Origin of the sequence: Mesorhizobium tianshanense, assembly GCF_007830515.1 — a bacterium.
GTDB classification, from domain to species: Bacteria; Pseudomonadota; Alphaproteobacteria; order Rhizobiales; family Rhizobiaceae; genus Mesorhizobium; species Mesorhizobium tianshanense.
This window is the reverse complement of sequence record NZ_VLKT01000023.1, coordinates 25,744-49,390: the sequence shown is the minus strand read 5'-3', so window position 1 is coordinate 49,390 and position 23,647 is coordinate 25,744. Positions and strand designations below refer to the sequence as shown.

24 protein-coding genes and 1 tRNA gene are annotated in these 23,647 nt (G+C 63.1%); 14 read left to right on the top strand and 11 right to left on the bottom strand.

Features of this window, described 5'->3' with window-relative positions; genetic code table 11:
• Window positions 1-31: 31 nt before the first annotated feature.
• Window positions 32-907, bottom strand: coding sequence for an ATP-binding protein (locus IQ26_RS18855; RefSeq protein ID WP_145719864.1), 876 nt, complete (start codon window positions 905-907; stop codon window positions 32-34).
• A 289-nt stretch (window positions 908-1,196) separates the two neighbouring features.
• Between IQ26_RS18855 and yajC the strand changes: the two genes are divergently transcribed.
• From yajC to IQ26_RS18835, 4 genes are read left to right on the top strand one after another with little or no spacing between them, the layout of a single operon-like run.
• Window positions 1,197-1,535 carry a preprotein translocase subunit YajC gene (gene yajC, locus IQ26_RS18850; RefSeq protein ID WP_065007771.1) on the top strand — a complete coding sequence of 113 codons (339 nt, stop codon included), beginning with the start codon at window positions 1,197-1,199 and terminating at the stop codon, window positions 1,533-1,535.
• A 51-nt stretch (window positions 1,536-1,586) separates the two neighbouring features.
• Window positions 1,587-4,139 carry a protein translocase subunit SecDF gene (secDF, locus tag IQ26_RS18845; RefSeq protein ID WP_145719863.1) on the top strand — a complete coding sequence of 851 codons (2,553 nt, stop codon included), beginning with the start codon at window positions 1,587-1,589 and terminating at the stop codon, window positions 4,137-4,139.
• Between the two features lie 14 nt (window positions 4,140-4,153).
• On the top strand, window positions 4,154-4,543 hold the full coding sequence (locus tag IQ26_RS18840; protein WP_145719862.1) for an Mth938-like domain-containing protein: 390 nt from the start codon (window positions 4,154-4,156) through the stop codon (window positions 4,541-4,543).
• Between the two features lies 1 nt (window position 4,544).
• A complete protein-coding gene (locus IQ26_RS18835; RefSeq protein ID WP_240547172.1) occupies window positions 4,545-5,414 on the top strand; it encodes a phytoene/squalene synthase family protein in 870 nt (289 codons plus the stop codon).
• A gap of 82 nt (window positions 5,415-5,496) precedes the next feature.
• Here IQ26_RS18835 and IQ26_RS18830 read toward each other — a convergent pair whose 3' ends face one another.
• The 3 genes from IQ26_RS18830 to trmFO all read right to left on the bottom strand — a co-directional run bounded on the left by IQ26_RS18830 (window position 5,497) and on the right by trmFO (window position 7,588).
• Window positions 5,497-5,829 (bottom strand): type II toxin-antitoxin system RelE/ParE family toxin, encoded by a 333-nt coding sequence (locus tag IQ26_RS18830; RefSeq protein ID WP_145719861.1) that lies wholly within the window; start codon window positions 5,827-5,829, stop codon window positions 5,497-5,499.
• Window positions 5,801-6,103, bottom strand: a complete 303-nt coding sequence (locus tag IQ26_RS18825; protein ID WP_145719860.1) for a type II toxin-antitoxin system ParD family antitoxin — start codon at window positions 6,101-6,103, stop codon at window positions 5,801-5,803. The genes IQ26_RS18830 and IQ26_RS18825 overlap by 29 nt, the downstream gene beginning before the upstream one ends.
• 75 nt (window positions 6,104-6,178) lie before the next feature.
• Window positions 6,179-7,588, bottom strand: a complete 1,410-nt coding sequence (gene trmFO, locus IQ26_RS18820; RefSeq protein WP_145719859.1) for a methylenetetrahydrofolate--tRNA-(uracil(54)-C(5))-methyltransferase (FADH(2)-oxidizing) TrmFO — start codon at window positions 7,586-7,588, stop codon at window positions 6,179-6,181.
• A 137-nt stretch (window positions 7,589-7,725) separates the two neighbouring features.
• Between trmFO and IQ26_RS18815 the strand changes: the two genes are divergently transcribed.
• Window positions 7,726-8,289 (top strand): hypothetical protein, encoded by a 564-nt coding sequence (locus IQ26_RS18815; protein WP_240547171.1) that lies wholly within the window; start codon window positions 7,726-7,728, stop codon window positions 8,287-8,289.
• 385 nt (window positions 8,290-8,674) lie between these two features.
• Here IQ26_RS18815 and IQ26_RS18810 read toward each other — a convergent pair whose 3' ends face one another.
• Together IQ26_RS18810 and IQ26_RS18805 are read right to left on the bottom strand one after the other, a co-directional pair.
• Complete coding sequence (locus IQ26_RS18810; RefSeq protein WP_006203482.1) at window positions 8,675-8,815, bottom strand: DUF1127 domain-containing protein; 141 nt, start codon at window positions 8,813-8,815, stop codon at window positions 8,675-8,677.
• Window positions 8,816-8,864: 49 nt separating this feature from the next.
• The gene (locus IQ26_RS18805; RefSeq protein WP_006335194.1) at window positions 8,865-9,005 is read right to left on the bottom strand and encodes a DUF1127 domain-containing protein; all 141 of its coding nucleotides are present in this window, start codon (window positions 9,003-9,005) and stop codon (window positions 8,865-8,867) included.
• A gap of 236 nt (window positions 9,006-9,241) precedes the next feature.
• On the opposite strand from IQ26_RS18805, the gene IQ26_RS18800 reads away from it, so the two are divergent.
• From IQ26_RS18800 to IQ26_RS18790, 3 genes are read left to right on the top strand one after another with little or no spacing between them, the layout of a single operon-like run.
• On the top strand, window positions 9,242-10,360 hold the full coding sequence (locus tag IQ26_RS18800; RefSeq protein WP_145719858.1) for a DUF2157 domain-containing protein: 1,119 nt from the start codon (window positions 9,242-9,244) through the stop codon (window positions 10,358-10,360).
• Entirely contained in the window at window positions 10,357-10,938 is a 582-nt protein-coding gene (locus IQ26_RS18795; RefSeq protein WP_145719857.1) for a GDYXXLXY domain-containing protein, read from the top strand. The genes IQ26_RS18800 and IQ26_RS18795 overlap by 4 nt, the downstream gene beginning before the upstream one ends.
• A gap of 52 nt (window positions 10,939-10,990) precedes the next feature.
• A complete protein-coding gene (locus IQ26_RS18790; protein WP_145719856.1) occupies window positions 10,991-12,439 on the top strand; it encodes an aromatic amino acid lyase in 1,449 nt (482 codons plus the stop codon).
• A gap of 10 nt (window positions 12,440-12,449) precedes the next feature.
• Here the strand turns inward: IQ26_RS18790 and IQ26_RS18785 are convergent.
• Window positions 12,450-12,534, bottom strand: a tRNA-Leu gene (locus IQ26_RS18785).
• Window positions 12,535-12,877: 343 nt separating this feature from the next.
• Between IQ26_RS18785 and tig the strand changes: the two genes are divergently transcribed.
• Window positions 12,878-14,365 carry a trigger factor gene (gene tig, locus IQ26_RS18780; protein ID WP_145719928.1) on the top strand — a complete coding sequence of 496 codons (1,488 nt, stop codon included), beginning with the start codon at window positions 12,878-12,880 and terminating at the stop codon, window positions 14,363-14,365.
• 68 nt (window positions 14,366-14,433) lie between these two features.
• On the opposite strand, the gene IQ26_RS18775 is transcribed toward tig, so the two are convergent.
• From IQ26_RS18775 to dgoD, 3 genes are all read right to left on the bottom strand, one after another.
• Window positions 14,434-15,183 (bottom strand): FadR/GntR family transcriptional regulator, encoded by a 750-nt coding sequence (locus IQ26_RS18775; protein ID WP_162458011.1) that lies wholly within the window; start codon window positions 15,181-15,183, stop codon window positions 14,434-14,436.
• A 65-nt stretch (window positions 15,184-15,248) separates the two neighbouring features.
• The gene (locus IQ26_RS18770; RefSeq protein WP_145719854.1) at window positions 15,249-16,025 is read right to left on the bottom strand and encodes an SDR family oxidoreductase; all 777 of its coding nucleotides are present in this window, start codon (window positions 16,023-16,025) and stop codon (window positions 15,249-15,251) included.
• Between the two features lie 24 nt (window positions 16,026-16,049).
• Entirely contained in the window at window positions 16,050-17,222 is a 1,173-nt protein-coding gene (gene dgoD, locus IQ26_RS18765; protein WP_145719853.1) for a galactonate dehydratase, read from the bottom strand.
• Window positions 17,223-17,528: 306 nt separating this feature from the next.
• Here dgoD and IQ26_RS18760 point away from each other — a divergent pair, with 306 nt between their 5' ends.
• The 5 genes from IQ26_RS18760 to IQ26_RS18740 all read left to right on the top strand — a co-directional run bounded on the left by IQ26_RS18760 (window position 17,529) and on the right by IQ26_RS18740 (window position 23,135).
• A complete protein-coding gene (locus IQ26_RS18760) occupies window positions 17,529-18,506 on the top strand; it encodes a substrate-binding domain-containing protein (protein ID WP_145719852.1) in 978 nt (325 codons plus the stop codon).
• A gap of 137 nt (window positions 18,507-18,643) precedes the next feature.
• Window positions 18,644-19,693: a zinc-dependent alcohol dehydrogenase family protein gene (locus tag IQ26_RS18755; RefSeq protein WP_145719851.1), complete on the top strand. Its 1,050-nt coding sequence runs from the start codon at window positions 18,644-18,646 to the stop codon at window positions 19,691-19,693.
• 3 nt (window positions 19,694-19,696) lie between these two features.
• Complete coding sequence (locus IQ26_RS18750; RefSeq protein ID WP_145719850.1) at window positions 19,697-20,590, top strand: aldose 1-epimerase; 894 nt, start codon at window positions 19,697-19,699, stop codon at window positions 20,588-20,590.
• 14 nt (window positions 20,591-20,604) lie between these two features.
• Window positions 20,605-21,600: an ABC transporter permease gene (locus IQ26_RS18745; RefSeq protein ID WP_145719849.1), complete on the top strand. Its 996-nt coding sequence runs from the start codon at window positions 20,605-20,607 to the stop codon at window positions 21,598-21,600.
• A gap of 23 nt (window positions 21,601-21,623) precedes the next feature.
• Window positions 21,624-23,135: a sugar ABC transporter ATP-binding protein gene (locus IQ26_RS18740; RefSeq protein WP_145719848.1), complete on the top strand. Its 1,512-nt coding sequence runs from the start codon at window positions 21,624-21,626 to the stop codon at window positions 23,133-23,135.
• A 152-nt stretch (window positions 23,136-23,287) separates the two neighbouring features.
• On the opposite strand, the gene IQ26_RS18735 is transcribed toward IQ26_RS18740, so the two are convergent.
• Complete coding sequence (locus IQ26_RS18735) at window positions 23,288-23,614, bottom strand: antibiotic biosynthesis monooxygenase family protein (protein WP_145719847.1); 327 nt, start codon at window positions 23,612-23,614, stop codon at window positions 23,288-23,290.
• Window positions 23,615-23,647 lie beyond the last annotated feature (33 nt).

Genomic DNA, 23,647 nt, shown 5'->3' with positions numbered 1-23,647 from the left:
CTTGTCCGAACCGAAGGTTCGGGATCATGGTCTAATCCTTGAGCGATTTGCCGAGCCGGCCTGCCAGGTCCTGGGTGAACTGCCAGGCAACGCGGCCCGAACGGCTGCCGCGTGTCGTCGCCCATTCCAGCGCCTCGGCGCGCAGCGTCTCGGGATCGACGGCAAGGCCGTGATGGCGGACATAGCCGTCGACCATGTCGAGATACTCGTCCTGCGAGCATTTGTGGAAGCCGAGCCAGAGGCCGAAACGATCAGACAGCGAAACTTTTTCCTCGACCGCCTCCGACGGGTTGATGGCGGTCGAGCGCTCATTGTCGATCATGTCGCGCGGGAGAAGGTGGCGCCGGTTCGACGTGGCGTAGAAGATCACATTGGCCGGGCGGCCCTCGACGCCGCCTTCGAGCGCCGCCTTCAGCGACTTGTAGGATGTGTCGTCGTGGTCGAAGGAAAGGTCGTCACAAAACAGGATGAAACGATAAGGCGCCGCCTTCAGCAGCGCCATCAGCTTCGGCAGCGTGTCGATGTCCTCGCGGTGGATCTCGATGAGCTTGAGCGGCAGGTCCAGTTTCGCCGAGGCATTGATGGCGGCATGCACGGCCTTGACCAGCGAGGATTTTCCCATGCCGCGCGCGCCCCACAACAGCACGTTGTTGGCTGCGTAACCGGAGGCGAAGCGCTCGGTGTTGTCGACCAATATGTCGCGGACGCGGTCGACGCCGCGGATCAGGCCGATGTCGACGCGGTTGACCTTGCGCACCGGCTCCAGATAGCCGGGATCGGCCTGCCAGACGAAGCAGTCGGCCTCGCCGAGGTCGCTTTCCGGCACCGGCGGCGGGGCGAGGCGGGCGACCGCCTCGATCAGGCGGTCGAGCTTCTTGTTCAGGGATTCGATGGTGCTGTCGCTCATCTTGTCTTTTTTGTGTTGCATTCGGGAGGGCATGAGACGGAACCTGTTTGGTTCCGGCGATTTCGGAACCGGTCCCAACCTTTTGTTAGAGCATGATCTTTTCTGAAAATCGGCGTTGTTTTTCGGGATCATGCTCTAACACGGCTCAACCAGCCGGAAAAGCAGCTGAAATGCTTGGCCGCAGTTGCATTGGCAACGTTACCGACTATATTCCGGCCAAATTTCACGGGGCCGCCAAATTTCCCAAGGACGGTTTGGCGGCTGTTTTTCAAAATTCAGGAGTACCTCGATGTTCGTGACACCGGCATATGCCCAAGGCGTCGGCACCTCTCCGGATATGTTCATCAGCATTTTGCCGTTTGTCCTGATTTTCGTGATCATGTATTTTCTGATCATCCGGCCGCAGCGCACGCAGTTGAAGAAGCGCGGCGAGATGCTGGCGGCGGTCCGCCGCGGCGACACTGTCATCACGGGCGGCGGTTTCGTCGGCAAGGTGACCAAGGTGATCGACGACAATGAGCTCGAGATCGATCTCGGCGGTGGCACCAAGGTAACGGCGCTGCGTTCGACGATCGCCGACGTGCGCGTCAAGGGTGAGCCGGTGGCGAACCAGAACGCCAAGAAATAGCCGAATTATCGGCGGAACGATCCGCCAGAACGCCCTGACGGACGACGCCATATGCTTTATTTCTCGCGCTTCAAGATGATCCTGATCTGGCTGGCCGTGGCCGCCACAGTGATCCTCGCAGCGCCCAATCTTTTCTCTGCAAGCACGCTGGCCCAGCTTCCTAACTGGGTGCCGAAGCGCCAGATGACGCTCGGCCTCGATCTGCAGGGCGGATCGCATATCCTGCTCAGGATGGATCCGAACGATCTGATCAAGGATCGGCTGGAGACGACCCGCGACCAAATCAGGACATTGCTGCGCGACGCCAAGATCGGTTACACCGGCCTTGCCGGATCAGGCCGGACCGTGCAGGTCCGCATCACCGATCCCGGTCAGGTCGATGCCGCCAAGACGGCGCTGAAGACATTGACCGACCCGGTGGCAGCCGGCCTTTTCAGCGGCGGCTCCGTCCAGGAGATGTCGCTGGATGATTCCGAGCCCGGCCTGCTCAAATTCACCGTCACCGATGCCGGCATCAAATACCGCACGTCGGCGGCGCTGACGCAGTCGATCGAGGTTGTCGGTCGCCGCGTCAACGAACTTGGCACCACCGAGCCGATCGTGCAGCGCCAGGGCGACGACCGCATCCTGGTCCAGGTGCCGGGCCTGCAGGATCCGCAAAGGCTGAAGGACATTCTTGGCCAGACCGCCAAGCTGACCTTCCAGATGGTCGACCAGTCGATGCCGGTGCAGGACGCGCTCAACGGCCGTCCGCCGGCGGGATCCTCGGTGTTGTATTCGCAGGACGATCCGCCGGTTCCGTATCTGATCGAGAACCGCGTCATCGTTTCGGGCGAAAACCTCGTCGATGCGCAGGCGACGTTTAACTCGCAGACAAACGAACCGGTGGTTTCGTTCACCTTCGATTCCAAGGGAGCGACGCGCTTCGGCCAGGCGACCTCGCAGAATGTCGGCAAGCTGTTCGCCATCATCCTCGACAATCAGGTGATTTCGGCGCCGCAGATCCGCGAGCCGATCCTTGGCGGCACCGGCCAGATCTCGGGCGATTTTACCGCCGAGAGCGCCAATGACCTCGCCGTGCTGTTGCGTGCGGGCGCGCTGCCGGCAACGCTGACGGTGATCGAGGAGCGCACGGTTGGGCCGGGCCTTGGCGAGGATTCCATCCGCGCCGGCAAGGTCGCCGGCGTGATCGGCTCCATCCTCGTCGTCGTGTTCATGTTCGTCGCCTATGGCTTCCTCGGCATCCTCGCCAACATCGCCCTGGCGGTGCATGTAGCGATGATCGTCGCATTGCTGTCGTTACTTGGCGCGACGCTGACCTTGCCGGGCATCGCCGGTATCGTGCTGACCATCGGCATGGCGGTCGATTCCAACGTTCTCATCTTTGAGCGCATCCGCGAGGAGCGGCGAAACGGCCGCTCGGTGATCCAGGCGATCGACACCGGGTTCACCAAGGCCCTGGCGACTATCGTCGATTCCAACGTCACCTCGCTGATTGCGACCGTGGTGCTGTTCTGGCTCGGTACCGGGCCGGTGAAGGGCTTTGCCGTAACCTTCGCCCTCGGCATCCTGACCACCGTCTTCACCGCCTTCACCCTTACCCGGCTGCTGGTGTCGATCTGGCTTCGCCGGGCGCGCCCGAAGGAGTTGCCGCGCGCGCCGGTGACCTTCGTTCCGGCGGGCACGAGAATTCCGTTCATGGGTATCCGCCGCTGGACATTCGCGCTGTCGAGCGCGCTTTCGATCCTGTCGGTCGTGGCGTTCACGACGGTCGGCATCAATTACGGCATCGACTTCAAGGGCGGTTCGCTGCTCGAGGTCCAGGCCAAGGATGGCACTGCCGATATCGCCGACATCCGCGGCAGGCTTTCGGAACTCAACATCGGCGAGGTGCAGGTGCAGCAGTTCGGCGACCCGAACGACGTCTTGATTCGCGTCGGCACGCAGGACGGCGGCGAGAATGCCGAACAGACCGTCATCGACAAGTTGCGTGGCGAGTTGCAGGACCATTACGATTTCCGCCGGGTCGAGGTGGTGGGACCGACGGTTTCCGGCGAGCTCGCCAAGCAAGGTACCATCGCCATGCTGATCGCGCTGCTCGGAATCCTGATTTATGTCTGGTTCCGCTTCGAATGGCAGTTTGCGGTCGGCGCCATCATCGCCACAGTCCACGATGTGGTCATGACGATCGGCTTCTTCGTCATCACCGGCCTTGAATTCAACCAATCGTCGCTTGCGGCAATACTCACCATCATCGGGTATTCGCTGAACGACACGATCGTCGTCTACGACCGTGTTCGCGAGGATTTGCGAAAATACAAGAAGATGCCGCTGCCGCAACTGTTGAACAACGCCATCAACGAGACGCTGTCGAGAACGACGCTGACCTCGTTGACGACGATGCTCGCGCTGCTGGCGCTGGTCCTGTTCGGCGGCGAGGTGATCCGCTCGTTCACGCTGGCGATGCTGTTCGGCGTTATCTTCGGAACCTATTCGTCGATCTTCATTGCCGCCCCGCTGCTCATCCTGTTCAAGCTGCGGCCACAGGCGGCGACGGCTGACGAGGAGAGGCCGGTGGGCGGCGGCAAAGCCGTGGCAACCTGACGATTGCCGCGCCCGTGGCAAAAGGCATCGTCATCCGCGAAGCGCATTTCCCCGGCCGCGCGCCGATCGAGGCCTATGGCAATGGCGGATTCCGTTTCGCCGACATGTCGCATCGCGGCTCGCTTCTGTGCCTGCCGTCGGGCATCTACGGCTGGGAGCCGGCTGATCCCCTGGCACTGACGGTGGGGGATTTCGCCAAGCTGCTCAACGAGGCCGACAAGGTCGAGATCCTGCTGGTCGGCGCCGGCAAGGATCTCAGGCCGTTGCCGGCGGCGTTGCGTGCCGCGCTGAAGGCGGCGGGCATTGCGGCCGATCCGATGTCGACGGGTGCTGCCGTGCGGACCTACAATGTTCTTCTGGCGGAAGACCGCGCGGTGGCCGCTGCGCTTATCGCCGTCGAGTGACGTGAGCGAAAACGCCAAAATCGTCATGGAAACGGTGCGAGCCGCCGACCATGACCGCTATGTTTCCGCGCTCTATGCGCCTGAAGACAAGCGTGAGGCACTTTTTTCGCTTTATGCCTTCAATGCCGAGATATCCGGCATTCGCGACCGTATCCGCGAGGCGCTGCCCGGCGAGGTGCGACTGCAATGGTGGCGCGATGTCATCGTGGCCGACGACGACGGGGCAGCCAGGGGCGACGGGGCAAACATCGGCCATCCTGTCGCGGATGCCTTGAAGGCAACGATTTCCGCCCACCGTCTGCCAAAACTCGCCTTCGAGAGCATGCTCGAAGCCCGCGTCTTCGATCTCTATGACGACCCGATGCCGTCGCGCACCGATCTGGAGGGCTATTGCGGCGAGACCGCAGCGGCGCTCATCCAGCTTGCGGCGATGGTGCTTGATCCCGCCGAAGCGCCGCGGTTTGCCGAACTTGCGGGCAGGGCAGGTTGTGCACAAGCGATGACCGGCCTGTTGCTCCTGTTGCCGCTGCACCGCAAGCGCGGGCAATGCTTCGTCCCGGCCGATATTCTGGCGGCGGCAGGGTCATCGCCGGAGGAATTCGTTGCAGGCGATGGCGGACCGGGGGCGCAACGCGCCGTGGCCGCGATGATCGCCCTGGCGCGGGAGCACTTGTCTGCTTTCGAAAGCGGCGCATCGGCTTTGCCAGTTTCGTTGCGCCCGGCATTTCTGCCGCTGGCCTTGTCGCGCGCCTATCTCGGCAAGATGGAAAGTGGCCGCCATTTTCCTCTCGACGGCGCGGCGCGACTCTCGGCCTTGCGCCGGCATTGGCTGCTGTTTCGGCGCGCGACACGAGGCTGGCCGGACGCCTGAAGGCAAGTATGAAGGAACCCCGGGGAGGAAACGGAAAGCCGGAACTGCTACCGTGATCGTTGAGCCGGATGACTACTATCCATCACGATGGATCGCTCGAACCACCATCGCGCATCAGCGTCTCATAGTCGCGGCCGCCGTAGAAGATGTTGACGATGTGGACGAAATCGTCATCCACGACATAGGCGATGACGGCGGAATGTTCGAATGGCACAGCTCGTAGTCCCGGCACGATGTCGTCGCGCGGGCGGCCACCGCGAGGGGCGTTGCCGATGTTCTGGCAGCGATCTTTGATCCGATCGACAAAACCATTTGCGATGCTTTCGCTTCCGCTGCTCGCAAGGATGTAGGCAGCAATCGCTTCGAGATCGGTGATAGCCTTTTCACTAAGAACGACGGCGAGACGCTGTACCATCACTGTCTCGCGCGAGTTGCGAAATCCGGCTCTTTACTCTGTCGATTGCTTCTTCGAGCGGAACAGCGGGTCTCGTATCCTCCATCGACGCCTTCACACGCGCCCTGATCGACGCCATACGCTGGGCGTGTTCTTCCTCTTCGCGCTGGAATGCGCGAAGCGCTGCGCGGATGACCTCGCTCGCCGATCCGAAGGAGCCGTCCTCGACTTTTTCGCGGATCATGCGCGCCATGGCGGGCGTGACGGTGACTGACAGTTTCTCGGCGGGCTCCATGGAGTTGCTCCTATGATGGAGAGTAGGATAGTATCCTACTCTCATGCCGCCCGACCGACAATAACAGAAAGGCGGCTATTCCGCCGCTTCCGCTCGCGAAGGCAGCCCCAGCCATTCGCGGCAGTCCGCCAGCGCGCGCGACGTCACCGCTCGCCGCTTGGCGACGGTCTTGTCCTTGCCGCGCAGGCGCTTCCCCTCGGCTTTCGGCGCTTCCACCGGAGGGAACAGGCCGAAATTGACATTCATCGGCTGGAAGGAGCGCTTTCCCGGCTCGTCGTCGGACACGATGTGGCCGCCGGTGATGTGGTTGAGCAGCGCGCCGAAAGCCGTGGTCAAGGGAGGCACCAACGGCGCATGGCCCAGCCGCTCGGCGGCGGCGAAACGGCCGGCAAGCAAACCAATAGCGGCACTTTCGACATAGCCCTCGCAGCCGGTGATCTGGCCGGCGAAGCGCAGGCCGGGCCGCGACTTCAGCTGCAGCGAGGCGTCAAGCAGGGTCGGCGAATTGATATAGGTGTTGCGGTGCAGGCCGCCGAGGCGGGCGAATTCGGCGGTTTCGAGCCCCGGGATGGTGCGGAACACGCGCACCTGCTCGGCGTGCTTCAGCTTGGTCTGGAAGCCGACCATGTTGTAGAGCGTTCCCAGCGCATTGTCCTGCCTCAGCTGCACGACCGCATAGGCTTTCACACCGGGATTGTGCGCATTGGTCAGCCCCATCGGCTTCATCGGCCCATGGCGCAGCGTCTCGACGCCGCGCTCGGCCATGATTTCGATCGGCAGGCAGCCGTCGAAATAGGGTGTGCCTTCCCATTGCTTGAACTCGGTCTTTTGGCCGTCGACGAGCGCCTGCACAAAGGCGAGATATTGTTCCTTGTCCATCGGGCAGTTGATGTAATCCTTGCCGGTACCACCGGGCCCGACCTTGTCGTAGCGCGACTGGAACCAGCAGATGTCCATGTCGATCGTATCGAAGTGGACGATCGGCGCGATGGCATCGAAGAAGGCGAGCGCATCGGCGCCGGTCACATCGGCGATCGATTGGGCGAGCCCAGCTGCGGTCAGCGGGCCAGTGGCGACGATCGCCTGGTCCCAATCCGCTCGCGGCAGGCCCGGCACTTCCTCGCGCCGGATGGTTATGAGCGGGTGCGCCTCGATCTTTCTGGTCACCGCTTCGGAAAATCCGTCGCGGTCGACGGCCAGCGCGCCGCCGGCAGGCACCTGGTTTGCATCGCCGGCGCTCATGATCAGCGATCCGGCAAGCCGCATTTCGGCGTGCAACAGGCCGACGGCATTGGTTTCGGCGTCGTCGGAGCGAAAGGAATTGGAACAGACGAGCTCGGCCAGCCCATCCGTCTTGTGCGCATCGGTGCCGCGGACGGGACGCATTTCGTGCAGCACGACCGGAACGCCAGCTTCGGCCGCCTGCCATGCCGCTTCGGAACCGGCGAGGCCGCCGCCGATGATGTGAATGGGATTCTTGTTCATGAGCGCCGAAATAATCTCTTGTAGCTGCGAATGCAATTGCACGAGTTAGCCGTGCTGTTGCCGCCAAGTGCTGCAATCGCTACTGTCGGAGAATGGGCGGGAATCTTGGGGTCTTTGTCAGAGCGACATTTCTGACAGTGGTGATAGCCGTAGGCGGATCAGCGGCCGCCGGCGAACTGGCCGCGACGGCTTCCAAGCGGATCCCCATATGCCACGGCTACAGTTGCAACTATCGCACGATGCTCGCGCTTGGCCCCGGCGACGGCGCGCGTTTCCGCTCTATCCTGCGTGCGGGCGCGGGTTCGCCTCAAGCCGAGCGTTCCGCCATTTCGAAGGCTGTCCGCTATTTCGAGCAGCGCATTTTCCGGGCCACCGGCGTTCGCGATCTGCCGCAGTCGGAATTCGGTGCATCGCGCATCAGGGGCCAGATGGATTGTGTCGACGAATCGACCAATACGCATGCGCTGCTGGTCTATCTTGCCGAGCGAAAATTGCTCAGGTTTCACAAGGTCGAGCGCAATGCCTCGCGAGGCCTGTTTGTCGACGGGCGCTATCCCCATTGGACGGCGGTGATCAGCGACCGCGGGGGCACCGAATGGGTGGTGGATACCTGGTATGCGCCGATGGGCGGCGCACCGGACATTTTTCCGCTGAGCCAGTGGAAGAAACGGGGCGTGCTGGAAAGCGGTGCGCTGAACTGACGACCGGGACTCCCGCCAAAACGGCCCTCAGAGTGCTTCGACCCTGAAAAACAACAACACCCGCCGGGGGAGGAGGTCCGGCGGGTGTCGTTTTGTTGGTCGATCCTCGGGAGGAGGTGAAGATCGACCGTATTCGTCATCGCCGGGGAGGAGGTCGGCTCTGACGAAATTCCTTTCGCCTGATGAAAGGGGGGCGAAACCCCAGGACGAAACTCGTTTTCGTCCTTGGGGACGAAAAACGCTGTTTTTCGCCCCTGGAAACAGCGCCCGCCGCGGGAGGAGGTGCGGCGGGCGCCGTTTTTGTGGTCAACCCTCGGGAGGAGGTGAAGGCTGACCGTATTCGTCAGGATCGGGGAGGAGGTCGATCCTGGCGAAATTCTTGTGACTAGATCGCCTTGCGGGCGACGGTCTTGATCTCGTCGCGGACGATGCCGAGATCATGGAGCTGACGGTTGGAAAGGCGACCCAGCTCGTTAACGGTGTCGCGGTAAACGCGCCAGTTACGATAGTTGCGGATCAGGTTCATTGTCGTTCTCTTTCAAAACTGGTTCGGACCATTTGCGGTCCGAAGAGGATTAGACCGCCTTGCGGGCGACGTAGTGAATGTCGCTGCGGCTGATGCCGAGGTCGGTCAGTTCGCGGTTGCTCAGGCGGCTCAGCTCGGAAACGGTGTCCCGGTAGCGGCGCCAGTTGCGGTAGTTGCGGATCAGGTTCATGGTATTCTCGTTTCGTCTTTCTTTCGGATCATTCCGTCTTTGTGTACGCCCTGAAGATAGGTGGGGTCATATCGATTTAAAAGCGCTATTGGTGCATGGCAGCAATGCAAATTGTGCAATGCACCATCACCGCGCGCTCACGTCTTCGACATAGATAAACCCGAATCGGAAAATGCCGTGGCGTCAACGGCTTGGCCGGATCGGCTGAAAAAAAGACCAAGCTGGGGGAGAGAGACATGGCGAGCTATTCGTCACGGGTCAGGACCGATATCGCACGATGGCTGCAGACCGGCCTGATCGATGCCTCGACGGCCGCCGCGCTGACGCGCGACGTCGAGACCAGTCAACAGAGATCGCTGAGCTTCGGTTCGATCCTGGCGATGATGGCGGCGCTGCTGTTTGGCGCCGCCATCCTGATCTTCGTCGCCGCCAATTGGGAAGCCATCCCGCGGCTGGCGCGGGTGGCAGCGCTCTTCGCGATCATCCTCGCCGGCTATGTCGGCGGCGCGGTGCTGAAGACACGCGACCATGCGGCGATCGGCGAGGCACTCTGGATCGTCGCCGCGGCAGCCTTCGGCGGATCGATCGCGCTGATCGGCCAGATGTATCATTTGTCCGGCGACGAGGCCTGGGCGTTGATCACCTGGGGCGCGGGCGCGGCCCTGGCGGCGGTCGCGCTGCGATCGAGCCCGCTGACCGTCGCTGCCGTCGGCATTGCCGACGCGTGGCTGTTCCTGAGAGCGTTCGACTATTTCGGGCGCGCGGAATTTCCGCATCTCTTTGTCGTGATGGCGCTGGTGCTGTTTGCCATTTCGTTCTGGACGCGCAGCCGGGCGGCGCGGCACCTGATGATCCTGTCGGTCATCTTCTATCTCGTGCTGATGGCTATGGAATACGAAACGCTGCAGGTCGCTGTCCCGCTCGTCGTCGTGTCGGCGCTGCTTTTTGCGGCTGCGATCTTCGCGGCCGAGCCCGTAGAAAGGATCATGCAGCTTGGTGGCCGGCTGCCCTTGCACGCGCTGATCGGATTTCTTGCCGGCCTGGCGATGATCCAGTTCGAACTGGCCGATGAAAGCGGCTACAATAGCGGCTTCGCAATTGCCTCGGCCGCGGCACTTGCCGGCATTGTCGCGGCAATCGTGCTGGGCGGCCGCGAAAGCAGGGGCCTGCGCTGGATTGCCTATGCCGGCTTCGCTTTCGAACTCGTCATCATCTATGTGGTGATGCTGCAGTCGATGCTCAACACGGCAGGCTTCTTCCTTGCGGCCGCCGTGCTTCTCGGCATCCTTGCCCTTGTCATCATCCGCGTGGAAAAACGCATGAGGGCCCCGAGCGTGGAAGGAGCGGCGGCATGATGACCGGCAAAAGACTTGTTATCTCGGCGTTGGTGCTGGCGCTTGTCCAGATCGGCTTCCTGAGCTGGATCATCGCCGGCCGGGCGGCGATCCTGCGCGACGGCAAGCAAGTGCTGCTCAAGGTCGAACCGATCGATCCACGCGATCTGCTGCGCGGCGACTATGTTCGCCTCGGCTACGAAATTTCGCGCATACCGGTGAAGCTGATCGCCAACGTCCCGGCCGGCAAGCTGACCAGTGACGATACATCCATCGTGGTCAGGCTGAAGCGGGGCGCCGACGGCTATTGGGCGGCGGCCGCGGCCTGGTTCGGGCAAGCGCCGGCGCCGGCGGCAACCGACGAAGCCGATATCGTCGGGCATGTGGCCGAGGGCTGGGATCTCAGCGCGGCCACGACGATCGCGCCGGATTACGGCATCGAGCGCTTCTACCTGCCGGAAGGCGAGGGGATGGCGATCGAGAACGACATGCGGGTGCGGCCGTTCGGCGTCCGCGTCGCAATCGCAGCCAACGGCACCGCGCAGATCAAGGCGCTGATGGACGGCGACAAGACGCTGTTCGAGGAGCCGCTTTATTAGAATTGGAAAGCGTGGCCCGATTGGAATTGGAAAGCGTCGGACAGCATCAGACATGACAATTATCCTGACGACACGAGAGGACATAAATCTCGACACCGTTTTCCGCGTCGCCTGGAAAAGAGACACGGTGCAGATCAGCGACAAGGCGCTGCAGCGCATCGCCGAGTGTCGCGCGTCGTTCCTGCGTCTTATTGAAACCGACCCTGTGCCGGTCATCTATGGCGTAACCACGGCCATGGGAGAACTGGCGAGCAGGCGGCTCGAGCTTGGCGAGCGGGATCGCCACGCGCGCATCAAGGCGTTCGCGGCCGCCACGTCATTCGGCGAGCCTTTGCCGGATCGCGTGGTCAGGGCGATCGTGCTCGCCCGCCTGGCGAATTTCCTCGAAGGAAATGCCGCGACCACGCCACGCATTGCGCTCGCAGTCGCCGCGATGCTGGACGGCGGACCCATGCCCATGGTGCCATCCTCCGGCCAGGGCGGCGCCGGTGAAATCCTCGCCCTCTATCCGCTGTTTGCGGAACTTTCGACGCGCTTCGACCTGGAAGTCAAGGAACGGGGCTCCCTCATAAACGGGTCGCCCTGCGGTGCCGCGCTGGTGGCCGACTCGGCCCTGGCGGCTCGCCGCCGCATTCGCCTTGCCGAAAAGGTCTTTGCGCTTTCGATCGAAGCGTTTCGCGCGCCGCTCGAACATTACGACCCGGCGCTCGACGCGCTTTGGGGCGATGAACATGAAGCAGCGGCCTTGCGGGGGTTGAGAGCGTTTCTTGCCGGCGCCGGCACCGGGCGCCGCAATTATCAGGCGCCGGTCAGCTACCGCATCGTCCCTCGCATCCTCGGACACGCGCATCGCGCGCTGGCAGCGGCGGAGCGGGCGGCCACCGTGTCGCTCGCTTCGGTCTCCGACAACCCGGTCTATATCCCGCCTGACGACATGCATCCGCTCGGACGCTGCATCAGCACGGGCGGCTATCACAATGCCATGGCAACGCCTGCCCTGGACGACTTGGCGGCGATATGGGCCGATATCTGCCTGTTATGCGACCGCCACGCCTCGAAGCTTCTGAACGGCAAGGTGTCGCTGCTGCCCGATCTGCTTTTGACCGGGCGTGACTGGAGCGACAGCGACGGTCACGGCAATGTGGGCTATGTGCCGATGGCGATCACGGGGTATCTGGAGCAGGCGAAACTTGCGGCCCAGCGCACCTTCATCCCGGGAACGGAATCGGCCGGCGCCGGGCAGGACGATGTCGCGACGACGGTCTTCCTCGCATGGACGAAGGAAGCGCGCGCCGGCCGCTGCCTCGATGCCGCGATGGCGATGCTGGCCGTGATCGCCTCGCAGGCCTTGCATGTCACCGACCGCGCGGCTCCTCTAGCGCTTCAGTCGTTCGTCGTGGATATCAGAAGCATCGTGCCGCCGGTCGGCGACGACCGCGTGCTGGGACCTGAACTTGCGAATTTGACCGAATGGTTCACGCGCCAGGTTTTCGAGGAGTAGGCCACCGTAGTGGTGCGGATGAAGGGACTCGAACCCCCACGCCTTTCGGCACTGGAACCTAAATCCAGGGCGTCTACCAATTCCGCCACATCCGCGCTGCCCGGCAATCCCATGTAGCCATCATTCTGTCAATGTCGCGGTCAAAATGGGGGCTATTCGCGGGGAGCGCGAAGATGGTTGAAAATTAGCCGCGCCTGTGACAAAAGGCGTGTCGAATGTGACGGGACGCGACGATCCGCTTCTGCTGAATGTGATAAGAAGTAGGAAAAACAAAGACTTATTCACATTTTGGAGCGTATTTTTGGACGAGTTGAGCCGCTTTGAGCGGACAGATCGCCAAGTCCCGCACCAAAAGCCATTCCCGGCGAGATCATACCGGCAGGCTGTAAACGGCAGGAGCCGTTTGGCGGCCCCATTGATGAAAACAAAGGTTTTATGATGCAGGTCACCGAAACGCTCAATTCCGGTCTCAAGCGCGAGATCAAGATCACCGTGCCGGCCGGTGACATGGAAGCCAAGCTGATGGCGCGGCTTTCCGACGCCAGGAGCAAGGTCCGCATCAACGGCTTCCGCCCCGGCAAGGTGCCGGTGCAGCACCTGCGCAAGGTCTACGGCAAGTCGTTCATGGCCGAAGTGGTCAACGAGATCCTCAACGATTCGACCCGTTCGATCATCACCGGGCGCGGCGAAAAGGCTGCCATGCAGCCCGAAGTGATCATGACCGAGGACGAGAAGGAGGCCGAGAAGATCCTGGCCGGCGGCGCCGACTTCGAATTCCGCCTGAATTACGAGATCATCCCGCCCATCGAGATCAAGGATTTCTCCGACATCAAGGTGACGCGTCAGGTGTTCGACGTGCCTGACAGCGAGATCGACGAGCAGGTCCAGCGTGTCGCCGAATCGGCGCGCACCTACGAGCCGAAGGCCGGCAAGGCTGCCGAAGGCGACCGTGTGACGATCGACTATGTCGGCAAGATCGACGGCGAGGCCTTCAACGGCGGCGCCGGCACGGACCAGCCTCTGGTGCTCGGCTCCAAGGAATTCATTCCCGGCTTCGAGGATCAGCTCATCGGCAGCAAGGCCGGCGACGAGAAGCAGGTCACGGTCACATTCCCGGAAAACTACCAGGCGGCGCATCTTGCCGGCAAGGAAGCCACCTTCGACGTCACCGTCAAGGAAGTGTCCCAGCCCGGGGCTTTGGAAATCAACGACGAAACGGCCAAGAACCTCGGCCTGGAGTCGCTGGAGCGCCTGCGTGAAGTGGTGCGCACCCAGATCGAGAACCAGTTCGGATCGATGACGCGCCAGAAGGTCAAGCGCCAGCTGCTCGACCAGCTCGACGCCGCTTACTCGTTCGAGGCGCCGTCGAAGCTCATCGAAGCCGAGTTCAACAACATCTGGAACCAGGTCAACCGCGATCTGGAAACCGCCGGCCGCACCTTCGCCGACGAGGAGACGACGGAAGAAGAGGCGCGCGCCGAATATATGCGACTTGCCGAGCGCCGCGTGCGTCTCGGCCTGGTTCTCGCCGAAATCGGCGAAAAGGCCGGCGTTACCGTGTCGGACGAGGAATTGCAGCGCGGCCTGTTCGAGCAGGTGCGCCGCTATCCGGCCGCCCAGCAGCAGGAAGCCTTCGAATTCTACCGCGGCAATCCCGAAGCATTGAACACGCTGCGCGCGCCGATATTCGAGGAGAAGGTGGTCGATCATCTCCTCGGTCAGATTTCCGTCACCGACGTCAAGGTCAGCAAGGAAGAGCTGATGGCCGACGACGAAGACACCGAGACGGCCAAGGCGAAGCCGGCGAAGAAAGCCGCTGCCAAGAAGGCCGACGCTAAGCAGGCCGACGCCAAGACGGCCGACGATGCGGAAGAGCCGAAGAAGAAGGCCGCGCCGAAGAAAAAGGCTGCCAAGGACGCCGAATAACACGGCGTTGTGCTGAATTCTGAATTTGAAAGGCCGCCCTCGAGGCGGCCTCTTTTCTTTTTTCTTTTCTAGGCGACCTGCAGATCGTCGGCGGCGATGTCGAGCAGCCGGTTCATCGCGGCCCTGGCTCCGGCGGTGTCGCGCATGCGGATCGCCTCGAGCACGGCCTGATGCGCCGCCAACGCCCGCGACTGCGCTTCCATCAGCCTGTTGGTGACGAGGAAGGATGCGCTCAGCGCCGCCTCCAGCATCCCGATCAACCCTTTCAGAACGACGTTGTGGCTTGCCGCGATCACGCTGCGGTGGAAAGCCAGATCCGCTCGGCAGACTCCATCGAGATCGTGCGGGATCGAATCGCGCATCGCGTTGAAGGCAGCCTCGATCGCCGCGAGATCGGAGCCGGTGCCACGCCTGGCAGCAAGTTCGGCCGCGGCCGGTTCGAAGATGCGGCGGGCCTCGATCAGACCGGAAATCAGCTCGCTGTCGTTCTGGATGTCAGGGTGCCAGCTCAACACCACAGGATCGAGCAGCCGCCACTCGTCGCGCGACAGGACGCGCACGCCGACCCGGCGCCGCGCCTCGACCAGCCCCTTTGCCGACAGCACCTTGATCGCTTCGCGTACCGAGGTGCGGCTGACACCGAGCATCGCGCAGAGCTCTTCCTCGCGTGGCAGCATGTCGCCTTGCCGATAGGCGCCGCCAAGGATGCGGCTGCCGAGCACGTTGACGACGGAATCGTGGATGCGGCTGCCGCCGGCGCCCTCGGTTTCGGCGCGGTGCAATGAACCGCCTTCAGCCACGCCAAGCTCAGATGCCATGTTTTCCCAGCCCTTCTCCAGCTTGCAACTCATAGGCGCGACCGGCGCGCCGCGCAACGACGCCGTCAGTCATGGTACAGCACCGAACGGCCGCCATCGACGACGATGCAGGCGGCGTTGATGAAGGGTGCCTCGTCGGAAGCGAGGAACAGCGCCGTCATCGCCACCTCCTCGGGTTTGCCAATGCGCTTCTGCGGATGCAGATCATAGGTACGCCGCCGCTCGGCCTCGGGGTCCGGAAAAGTGTTCCAGTAGTCGACGGCGATCTGCGTCTCGATATAGCCGGGCGCGATAGCGTTCACCCGGACACCCCTTGCTGCGTAGTCGATGCCGAGCGCCCGGGTCAGGCCCAGAAGTCCGTGCTTGGCGACGGGGTAGGGGAAGCAACCGGGGATGATCGAAAAACTGTGCGTGGAGGCAATGTTGACGATCGAGCCGGCGCCCCGGTCGAGCATGGCCGGCAATACGGCCTTGCTCATGCGCCAGACGCCGTCGAGATCGATGTCGAAGCAGCGCCGCCATTCGGCTTCGCTTGTCTCCAGCGGCTCGTGGAAGACGTTGATGCCGGCATTGTTGACGAGAATGTCGATACGGCCAAAGGTCTCCTTCGCCAGCGCGGCGACGGCTTCGACGGAAGCGTTCTGGCGGACGTCGCATGGCACAAACAGTGCGCTTGCCCTGTTTGGCGAAAGGTCGCTTGCGACCGCCTCGCCGGTCATCTTGTCAATTTCGGCGACGACGACCTTCGCGCCTTCGCGGTGGAAGGCGCGGGCGATCGCCGCGCCGATACCGCGTCCGGCGCCGGTTATGATCGCGACCTTGTCCTGCAGACGTCCGGTCATTTCATCCTCACCAGTGGTCCATCCTCACCAGTCGACGATTGTGCCGTCCGGCATCACGGCGTTCTGCGTGTGCAGCACCTCGGGTGCGAACGGATGGCGCGCGCAAGCCGCCTCGTCAACCTCGATGCCAAGGCCGGGCGCGTCCGGCACCTGCCAGAAACCGTCGACCATGCGGATCGGACCTCTGACCACGTCGAAATACCATGGCACCGCGCCGACCATTTCTTCCTGGATGACATGGTTCGGCGTCGAGACGGCGAAATGCAGCGCGGCAACGCCGGCGATCGGTCCGAGCGGATTATGGGGAGCGACGCCGACGCCGACGGCCTCGGCATGGGCCGCAATCTTCTTGGCCTCCGAGAGGCCGCCGCAATGGCAGATGTCGGGCTGGATGATGCTGACCGCGCTGGCTGAAAGCAACTCTACGAACTCCGCGCGTTCGACCAGCCGCTCGCCGGTCGCCAGTGGCACCGAAGTGCGGGCGCAGAGCGACTTCAGCCCGGCCGTATCGCCGGGCGGCAACGGCTCCTCGACAAACATCGGCCGGTTGGGGGCGAGCGCCTCGACATAGGCAAGTGCCGCGGCAACCGACGCCGGGCGGCCATGAAAATCCACCATGATCTCGATCCCCGGCCCGACTGCCTTGCGCAGGGCCTCCATCAGCCGCGCCACCTTGTCCACGTCGGGCAGCGGCGCGTGATAGTGCGTATAGGGAATGAACACCGCCTTGAAGGCACGGTAGCCTTTCTCGACCACGGCATGCGCGCGCTCGACCAGCGGATCGGTCTCCATAGTCTCGTAGACGGCGCGCATGTCGCCAAGGCCGAGATGGGTATAGACGCCGACCTTGTCGCGCACCTTGCCGCCAAGCAGGCGCCACACGGGCACGCCGAAATGCTTGCCCATGATGTCCCACAGCGCCATCTCGATGCCGGAGATCGCGCTCATACCGATTGCGCCGAGCCGCCAGAACGACTGCTTGCGCATGATCCGCACGGCCTGTTCGATGTCGCGAGAGTCGCGCCCGACGATCAGCGGCGCCAGATCCTCGACCGCGCCGACCACTGCCCGGGTCTTCCATTCCAGTGTCGCTTCGCCCCAGCCATGAAGCCCCGGCTCATCGGTCAGCACCTTCACGAATACCCAGTTTCGCATTTCCGCGTTGACCACGCGGGTCTCGATACCTGTGATCTTCACCTGGAAACTCCCACGCAATCGCTTGATAGATCATATCTATATGGCACATTAGTCGGCTTTGGCGATGCGTTCAACGCCAATTGTGATGCTGTGCTATGTAGCAATCTGGCGCTATTTGTGTCTCCACAGCGCCGAGAAAGGCGTTGACAGTCGCATTAAACATAGTATCTATAAATTAGTTTGATCCGATCTAGATGTTCAAGTCGATCTCGGATTGGGCAAGTCCCGTAGGGAGAGGTTTGCCTGCAGCCCGATCCGGCTGCGGCGCCGCGACGGGCGCAATTCACCATCCGTTGGGAGGACGACATGAAATCCATGCAGCAGTTCGCAATCGCCGCGCTTGCGGCGGCCACGCTTGCCTCGGCGGCCGCCCCGGCGCTGGCCGATTCGACCGGCATCGGCGCCATCTATCTCGACGACGTCGGTTTCTATGCCGCCGTGCGCAAGGGCATCCAGGACGGCGCCAACTCGATGGGCAAGGAGATCGAACTCCTCGAGACGAATGCACGCGCCGATCCGGGCGCCGAAGCCTCTTTCATCGACCGCCTTGTCTCGGCCGACGTCAAGGCGATCATCCTGTCCGCCGTCTCCGCCGACGGTTCGGTGCGCGCCATCAAGCGGGCGCATGAGGCCGGCATTCCCGTCGTTTGCTACAACACCTGCATCAACGACGCCGACATGAAAAAATATGTCTATGCCTATGCAGTCGCCGATCCGACGGAGTTCGGCCGCCAGCTCGGCGACGTCGCAGCCGACTATTTCATCGCCCAAGGCATCAAGGAGCCGAAGATCGGCGTGCTGAACTGCGAATTCGTCGAAGTCTGCGTCAAGCGCCGCGAAGGTTTTGAGGCGGCGCTCAAGGCCAAGGTTCCCGGCTATGTCATCTCGGCAAACCAGCGCGGCACCGTGCTCGATGACGCCGTATCGGTCAGCGACCAGATGCTGTCGGCCAATCCGGATATCGACGCTTTCTTCGGCGAGGGCGGCGATGCCGGCACCGGTGCGGTGCGCACCATCAAGCAGCGCGGCCTGGCCGGAAAGGTCGTCGTCTTCGCCGCCGACATGACGTCTTCAGCCGCGACCGAACTCGCCGACTTCTCGGTGATGAAGGCAGTCGCCGACGTGTCCGGCCAGGGCATTGGCAAGCTGGCGCTCGAACAGGCGCTGAATGGCGCCGAAGGCAAGAAAGCCGCTGATATCATCGTGCCCATGGGCATATCGATCTTCAAATCGGCCGACGAGGCCAAGAAGTGGCTCGAAACCCACAAGGACGGCCTTTCCTGATCGCATCCTCCCGAACCATGCGATGCTGGCCGCCGCATCACGGCGGCCAGTCCTTTCGGGGAATGACAACTTTTCGGGAAACCGACAATCTCGCATACTGCCCACGGCCGAAAGAGCCGGGGTCCGGAGCCTGAATCATGCCGAAAATGCTCGCCGCCTATCTTCCGGGCAATTCCACCGTCGACCTGCGCGAAATCGACCGTCCGAAGCCAGGCATCGGCCAGGTGCTCCTGAAGATGAAGGCTTCCGGCATTTGCGGCAGCGACATCCACTACATTTATCACAAGCATCTCGGCGACGATCCGCGCACGTCCTACCAAGGCGTCGTGGCGGGGCATGAGCCGGCCGGGCAGGTCGTCGACCTTGGCGCCGGCTGCCGGCATTTCAAGCCGGGCGATCGTGTCGCCGTGTATCATATCTCGGGCTGCGGCTTCTGCCGCAACTGCCGCAAGGGTTTTCAGATCTCCTGCACCGACCCGCAGCGTGCCGCCTATGGCTGGCAGCGCGATGGCGGCCATGCCGAATATCTTGTCGCCGACGAGCGCGATCTCGTGCACCTGCCTGACACACTGTCCTACCGCGACGGCTGCTTCATCTCGTGCGGCGTCGGCACCGCTTACGAGGCGGTGCTGCGCGGCAATGTTTCGGGCAGCGACGCAGTGCTCGTCGTCGGCCTCGGGCCGGTCGGCATGGCTGCGCTGATGCTGGCCAAGGGCCGTGGCGCACGCCTGGCGATCGGTGTCGATACGCAGCCCGACCGGGTCGAGACGGCGAAGAAGCTCGGCCTGCTCGACCACGGCCTCGTCGCCGGGCCGAACGCGCTCGACGCCATCAATGAATTGACCAAGGGCGGTGCCGCTGTCGCCATCGACTGCTCCGGCAATCCGCGCGGCCGGGTGCTGGCGCTGCAGGCCACGCGTACCTGGGGGCGCTGCGTCTATATCGGCGAAACCGGCAAGGTCGAGTTCGACGTCAGCGACGACCTTCTGCACCGCCAGCGGACCATCTACGGCTCCTGGGTAACCAGCGTCCACAATATGGACCAGTGCTGCGAGGACCTCGACGCCTGGGGCCTGCATCCGCATGACATCATCACCGATGCCTTCCCGCTGGAAAAGGCGCCCGAGGCCTATGCGCTGATGGCAGGCGGGCGCTCGGGAAAAGTCATCGTCGAATTTCCGAACTAAGCGATGGCCGATATCGAAATCGCCAACGAAGCACTGGGCCTCACCGTCACCACGACCGGCGGAGCGATCTGGCGGTTTCTTTCGCGTTCGGGCGATGTGGAGGTGCCGCTGTTTCGCGACCCACCGCAAGGGCGGGAACGCGCAGCGCTGAAATCCGCCTGCTTTCCGCTGGTGCCTTTCGGGAACCGAGTGCGCGACAACCGCTTTTCCTTCGAAGGCCGCGAGTATTCGCTCACCCCCAACATGGACTGGGACAGGCACTACCTGCATGGCGACGGCTGGACCGGCGAGTGGCAAATTGTGCGCCACACAAACACTGAGATCGCACTTGGGTTCAGCCATCGCGGCGCCGGCACGCCGTACGCCTATGATGCCGAACAGCGCTTTTCGATCGACGGCCCCACACTGACGACAACACTGTCCGTCACCAATCGCGGCGAGTTCGCGCTGCCGTTTGGCCTCGGCTGGCATCCCTATCTCCCACTGACGAAAGAGACCACGCTCAAGGCAGCCGCTCGCTCCTGTTGGGACGAGGATTCCTCCTGGCTGCCGACCGTCGAGCATCCGGTCGCCGGCGACATCGACTTCGCCCAGCCGCGCGGCCTGCCGCGCCGCTGGGTCAACACGGTTTTCGAGGGCTGGAACGGCGGGGCTGATATCGACTGGCCAGAGCGCCGGATTTCATTGGAGATCGATGCCGATCCGGTGTTCTCCCGCTATCTGATCTTCGTCTCCGATCCGGCCTTCGATGCCGGCTACGACTATGATTTCTTCTGTTTCGAACCGATGAGCCATAGCGCCGACGGACATAACATGCCCTCCGGCGGCGGGCTGGTGAGGCTGGCGCCTGGCGAAAGCCTCACGGGTTCCGTCCGTTACACCTGTCACCGGCCCTGACGAGGAAGATTGCAATGAGTGCGACCACAACCACAACCAGCCGTCGGCGCGGCTTTCGCCTGTTCGCGCTCGATATGAACGAGATCGGCCTGATCGCCATCCTGCTCGTCCTCTATTTCGGCTTCGGCGCGACCACCAACGGCTTTCTGTCGGCCAACAATCACCTGTCGCTGTTGCGCGACGCGGCTTCCATCGCGATTGCGTCCTGGGCGGTGACGCTGATCATCATCGCCGGCGAGATCGACGTCAGCGTCGGGCCGATGGTCGCCTTCACCTCCGTCTGCCTCGCCTTCATGCTGAAGGCCGACGTCAATGTCGCGCTCGCCATCCTGGCGGCGCTTGCCATCGGCGGCGCGCTAGGCACCTTCGCCGGATCGCTGCGCGCCTATTTCGGGGTGCCGTCCTTCGTCGCCACGCTCGGCCTGTGGAGCGCGTTGCGCGGCATGTCGTTCTTCACCACCAACGCGCTGCCGGTCACCTTCCCCGACAACGCCTTCCTCGACATCCTTGCCGACAAGATATTCGGCATACCCACCTCGGCCATCGTCATGCTGGTGCTGTTCGCCGTCTTCTCCTTCATCAGCCAGAAGACCGCCTACGGCCGGTCGATCTTCGCTGTCGGCGGCAACGCCAACGCCGCCGAATTATGCGGCATCAACGTCGCGCGCATTCGCGTGCTGATCTTCACCACGTCGGGCGTGATGGCAGCACTTGCCGGCGTGCTTTTGACCGCGCGGCTCGGCTCGGGCAATGCCGGTACCGCTTCCGGCCTCGAATTCGACGTGATCGCCGCCGTCGTCATCGGCGGCACGGCGCTGTCGGGCGGACGCGGCTCGATGCTCGGCACGCTGCTCGGCGTCTTCGTCATCACGCTGATCGGCAACGGGCTGGTGCTGCGCGGCATCAATCCATTCTTCCAGGAGGTGGTGCGCGGCGTCATTATCGTCGCCGCCGTGCTCGCCAACATACTGGTCACACGCTATCGCGAACGCCGCACTTTCGGCGCGTGACGGGAACCCGCGAGGATCAGCCCATGCAGACCGCCCGCCAGCAGGATCCGCAGACCTTGGTCGCCGCCGTGCGTGGCGCGACCAAGCACTATCCCGGCGTGCTAGCGCTGGACGATGTCGATTTCGAGATCAGCCGGGGCGAAGTCCGTGCCCTGCTCGGCAAGAACGGGGCGGGGAAATCGACGCTGATCCGGCTGCTGACCGGGGCCACGGTGCCTGACAGGGGCGAGGTCACGATCGATGGCGCGGCGCTGACCGGTTCCGGCACCCAGCGCACGGTCGAAGCTGCCCGGCTCGGCGTGCGCGCCGTCTATCAGGAGCTCAGCCTGATCGTCGGGATGAGCATCGCCGAGAACCTGTTCCTCGGCCGCTGGCCGTCCAGCATGGGCGTGCTTTCCCACGGCGAGATGGAACATCAGGCGCGCGAGACGCTGGCCCGGCTCGGGCTGACGCTCGATCCGCGCCGCCGCGTCGCGACGCTGAGCCCGGCCGAGCGACAGCTCGTCGAGATCGCCCGCGTCATGATCGGCGAACCTAAACTCGTCATCCTCGACGAGCCGACCAGCTCGCTCGCGGCCGCCGAGGTCGAACTCCTGTTCAAGGCCGTGCGCAGCCTGGCCGGCGCCGGCATTGCGGTGATCTATGTCAGCCATCGCATGAGCGAGATCCGGCAGATCGCCGAGGCCGCCACGGTGATGCGCGACGGCAGGGTTGCGGGGACCGTCGAGGTTGCCGGCGCCGACACCGCCGAGATCATCCGGCTGATGCTCGGTCGCAGCGAGCAGAACGATAGGCTCGTCGGCGAGGCGAGGGGAGGCGATACCGTGCTGTCGGTGCGGGATCTTGCCGTGCCGCCGAAGCTCGCCGGTGTCAGCTTCGATCTCAGGCGCGGTGAGGTGCTGGGCTTTGCCGGCCTGCTCGGCTCCGGCCGCACCGAGCTGCTCAGGGCGATCGGCGGGCTCGATGCCGTGCGCGCCGGCACGGTGCTGCTCGACGAAAAGGACATTACCCGCGGCTCCTATGGCGAGCGGGTCAGGAGCGGGATCGGCATGACGCCGGAAAGCCGCAAGGAGGACGGCATCATGCCGCTGCTCGGCGTGGACGAAAACACCGTCGCCACCGACTTCTCGAAGGTGACGGTGAACGGCGTGATCTCGGCATCGCGGATGGCGCAAGCGGCAGGCGACATCGTCCGTCGTATCGGCATCAAAACGGCGCGTATCGATACGCCGGTCGGCACGCTTTCGGGCGGCAACCAGCAGAAAGTGGTGATCGGCCGTTGGGTCTATGCCGGCAGCCGTATCCTGCTGTTCGACGAACCGACCAGGGGTGTCGATGTCGAAGCGAAGTCGCAAATCTACGCTATCATCCGCGAGCTTGCCGCGGAGGGCAAAAGCATCATTTTCGTGTCCAGCGAGATCGAGGAACTGCCCAAGGTCTGCGACCGTGTCCTGGTGTTGAGGGACGGGCGCTTCGTCCAGGAATTCGTCGCACCAGGGATCGAGACCGACGCGCTGATGGCCGCCTGCCTTTAGGACTTCGTCGATGGTATCGCTGAGGATCAACTCAGCGGCGAGAGAACGAATGGCGGCCAAGAAGAGGGTAGCAAGCCTTCCAGCCTAAGCTTGATCGCAACCCTGGCTGCTCCCGGATCGCCGCCATGAGAATGAAGTCGGCCGCCGCCGCCCTAATCGCGAGGCAATTGATTGACGAGGATTCGCATCACGGTCACTCGGTTGGGCAGTTCGACGAGAAACTCCTGGTCGCGCGGCAGGTGGTGGATCTTGTGCGGATCGCCGCCAGTGAAGCTCGCCATGGCTTCGACGTCTGGCCAGTACGAGATCGTCACGAACTCTGTTTCTCCTTCGCGATCTTCGCGAAACAACTGCACGCCGAGTGCCTTCTCCTGAAGCGGCGGAATGCCCTCGCGGCGCAGGTACGGCTCGTAGGCGTCCGCCAAATCACGGCGCGTCCTTCCGCGCCAGATCCGGGCAATCGTGGCGTTGTCGGTCATGAAGCGCTCCTCTCGATGGGTTGTGATGGGGAT

Bases quoted from the DNA above. Each gene is read 5' to 3' on its own strand.
- IQ26_RS18855 (WP_145719864.1), bottom strand. From the start codon at position 907: ATGAGCGACAGCACCATCGAATCCCTGAACAAGAAGCTCGACCGCCTG.
- yajC (WP_065007771.1), top strand. From the start codon at position 1,197: ATGTTCGTGACACCGGCATATGCCCAAGGCGTCGGCACCTCTCCGGAT.
- secDF (WP_145719863.1), top strand. From the start codon at position 1,587: ATGCTTTATTTCTCGCGCTTCAAGATGATCCTGATCTGGCTGGCCGTG.
- IQ26_RS18830 (WP_145719861.1), bottom strand. From the start codon at position 5,829: ATGGTACAGCGTCTCGCCGTCGTTCTTAGTGAAAAGGCTATCACCGAT.
- IQ26_RS18825 (WP_145719860.1), bottom strand. From the start codon at position 6,103: ATGGAGCCCGCCGAGAAACTGTCAGTCACCGTCACGCCCGCCATGGCG.
- trmFO (WP_145719859.1), bottom strand. From the start codon at position 7,588: ATGAACAAGAATCCCATTCACATCATCGGCGGCGGCCTCGCCGGTTCC.
- IQ26_RS18810 (WP_006203482.1), bottom strand. From the start codon at position 8,815: ATGAACCTGATCCGCAACTATCGTAACTGGCGCGTTTACCGCGACACC.
- IQ26_RS18805 (WP_006335194.1), bottom strand. From the start codon at position 9,005: ATGAACCTGATCCGCAACTACCGCAACTGGCGCCGCTACCGGGACACC.
- IQ26_RS18800 (WP_145719858.1), top strand. From the start codon at position 9,242: ATGGCGAGCTATTCGTCACGGGTCAGGACCGATATCGCACGATGGCTG.
- IQ26_RS18795 (WP_145719857.1), top strand. From the start codon at position 10,357: ATGATGACCGGCAAAAGACTTGTTATCTCGGCGTTGGTGCTGGCGCTT.
- IQ26_RS18790 (WP_145719856.1), top strand. From the start codon at position 10,991: ATGACAATTATCCTGACGACACGAGAGGACATAAATCTCGACACCGTT.
- tig (WP_145719928.1), top strand. From the start codon at position 12,878: ATGCAGGTCACCGAAACGCTCAATTCCGGTCTCAAGCGCGAGATCAAG.
- IQ26_RS18775 (WP_162458011.1), bottom strand. From the start codon at position 15,183: ATGGCATCTGAGCTTGGCGTGGCTGAAGGCGGTTCATTGCACCGCGCC.
- IQ26_RS18770 (WP_145719854.1), bottom strand. From the start codon at position 16,025: ATGACCGGACGTCTGCAGGACAAGGTCGCGATCATAACCGGCGCCGGA.
- IQ26_RS18760 (WP_145719852.1), top strand. From the start codon at position 17,529: ATGAAATCCATGCAGCAGTTCGCAATCGCCGCGCTTGCGGCGGCCACG.
- IQ26_RS18755 (WP_145719851.1), top strand. From the start codon at position 18,644: ATGCCGAAAATGCTCGCCGCCTATCTTCCGGGCAATTCCACCGTCGAC.
- IQ26_RS18750 (WP_145719850.1), top strand. From the start codon at position 19,697: ATGGCCGATATCGAAATCGCCAACGAAGCACTGGGCCTCACCGTCACC.
- IQ26_RS18745 (WP_145719849.1), top strand. From the start codon at position 20,605: ATGAGTGCGACCACAACCACAACCAGCCGTCGGCGCGGCTTTCGCCTG.
- IQ26_RS18740 (WP_145719848.1), top strand. From the start codon at position 21,624: ATGCAGACCGCCCGCCAGCAGGATCCGCAGACCTTGGTCGCCGCCGTG.
- IQ26_RS18735 (WP_145719847.1), bottom strand. From the start codon at position 23,614: ATGACCGACAACGCCACGATTGCCCGGATCTGGCGCGGAAGGACGCGC.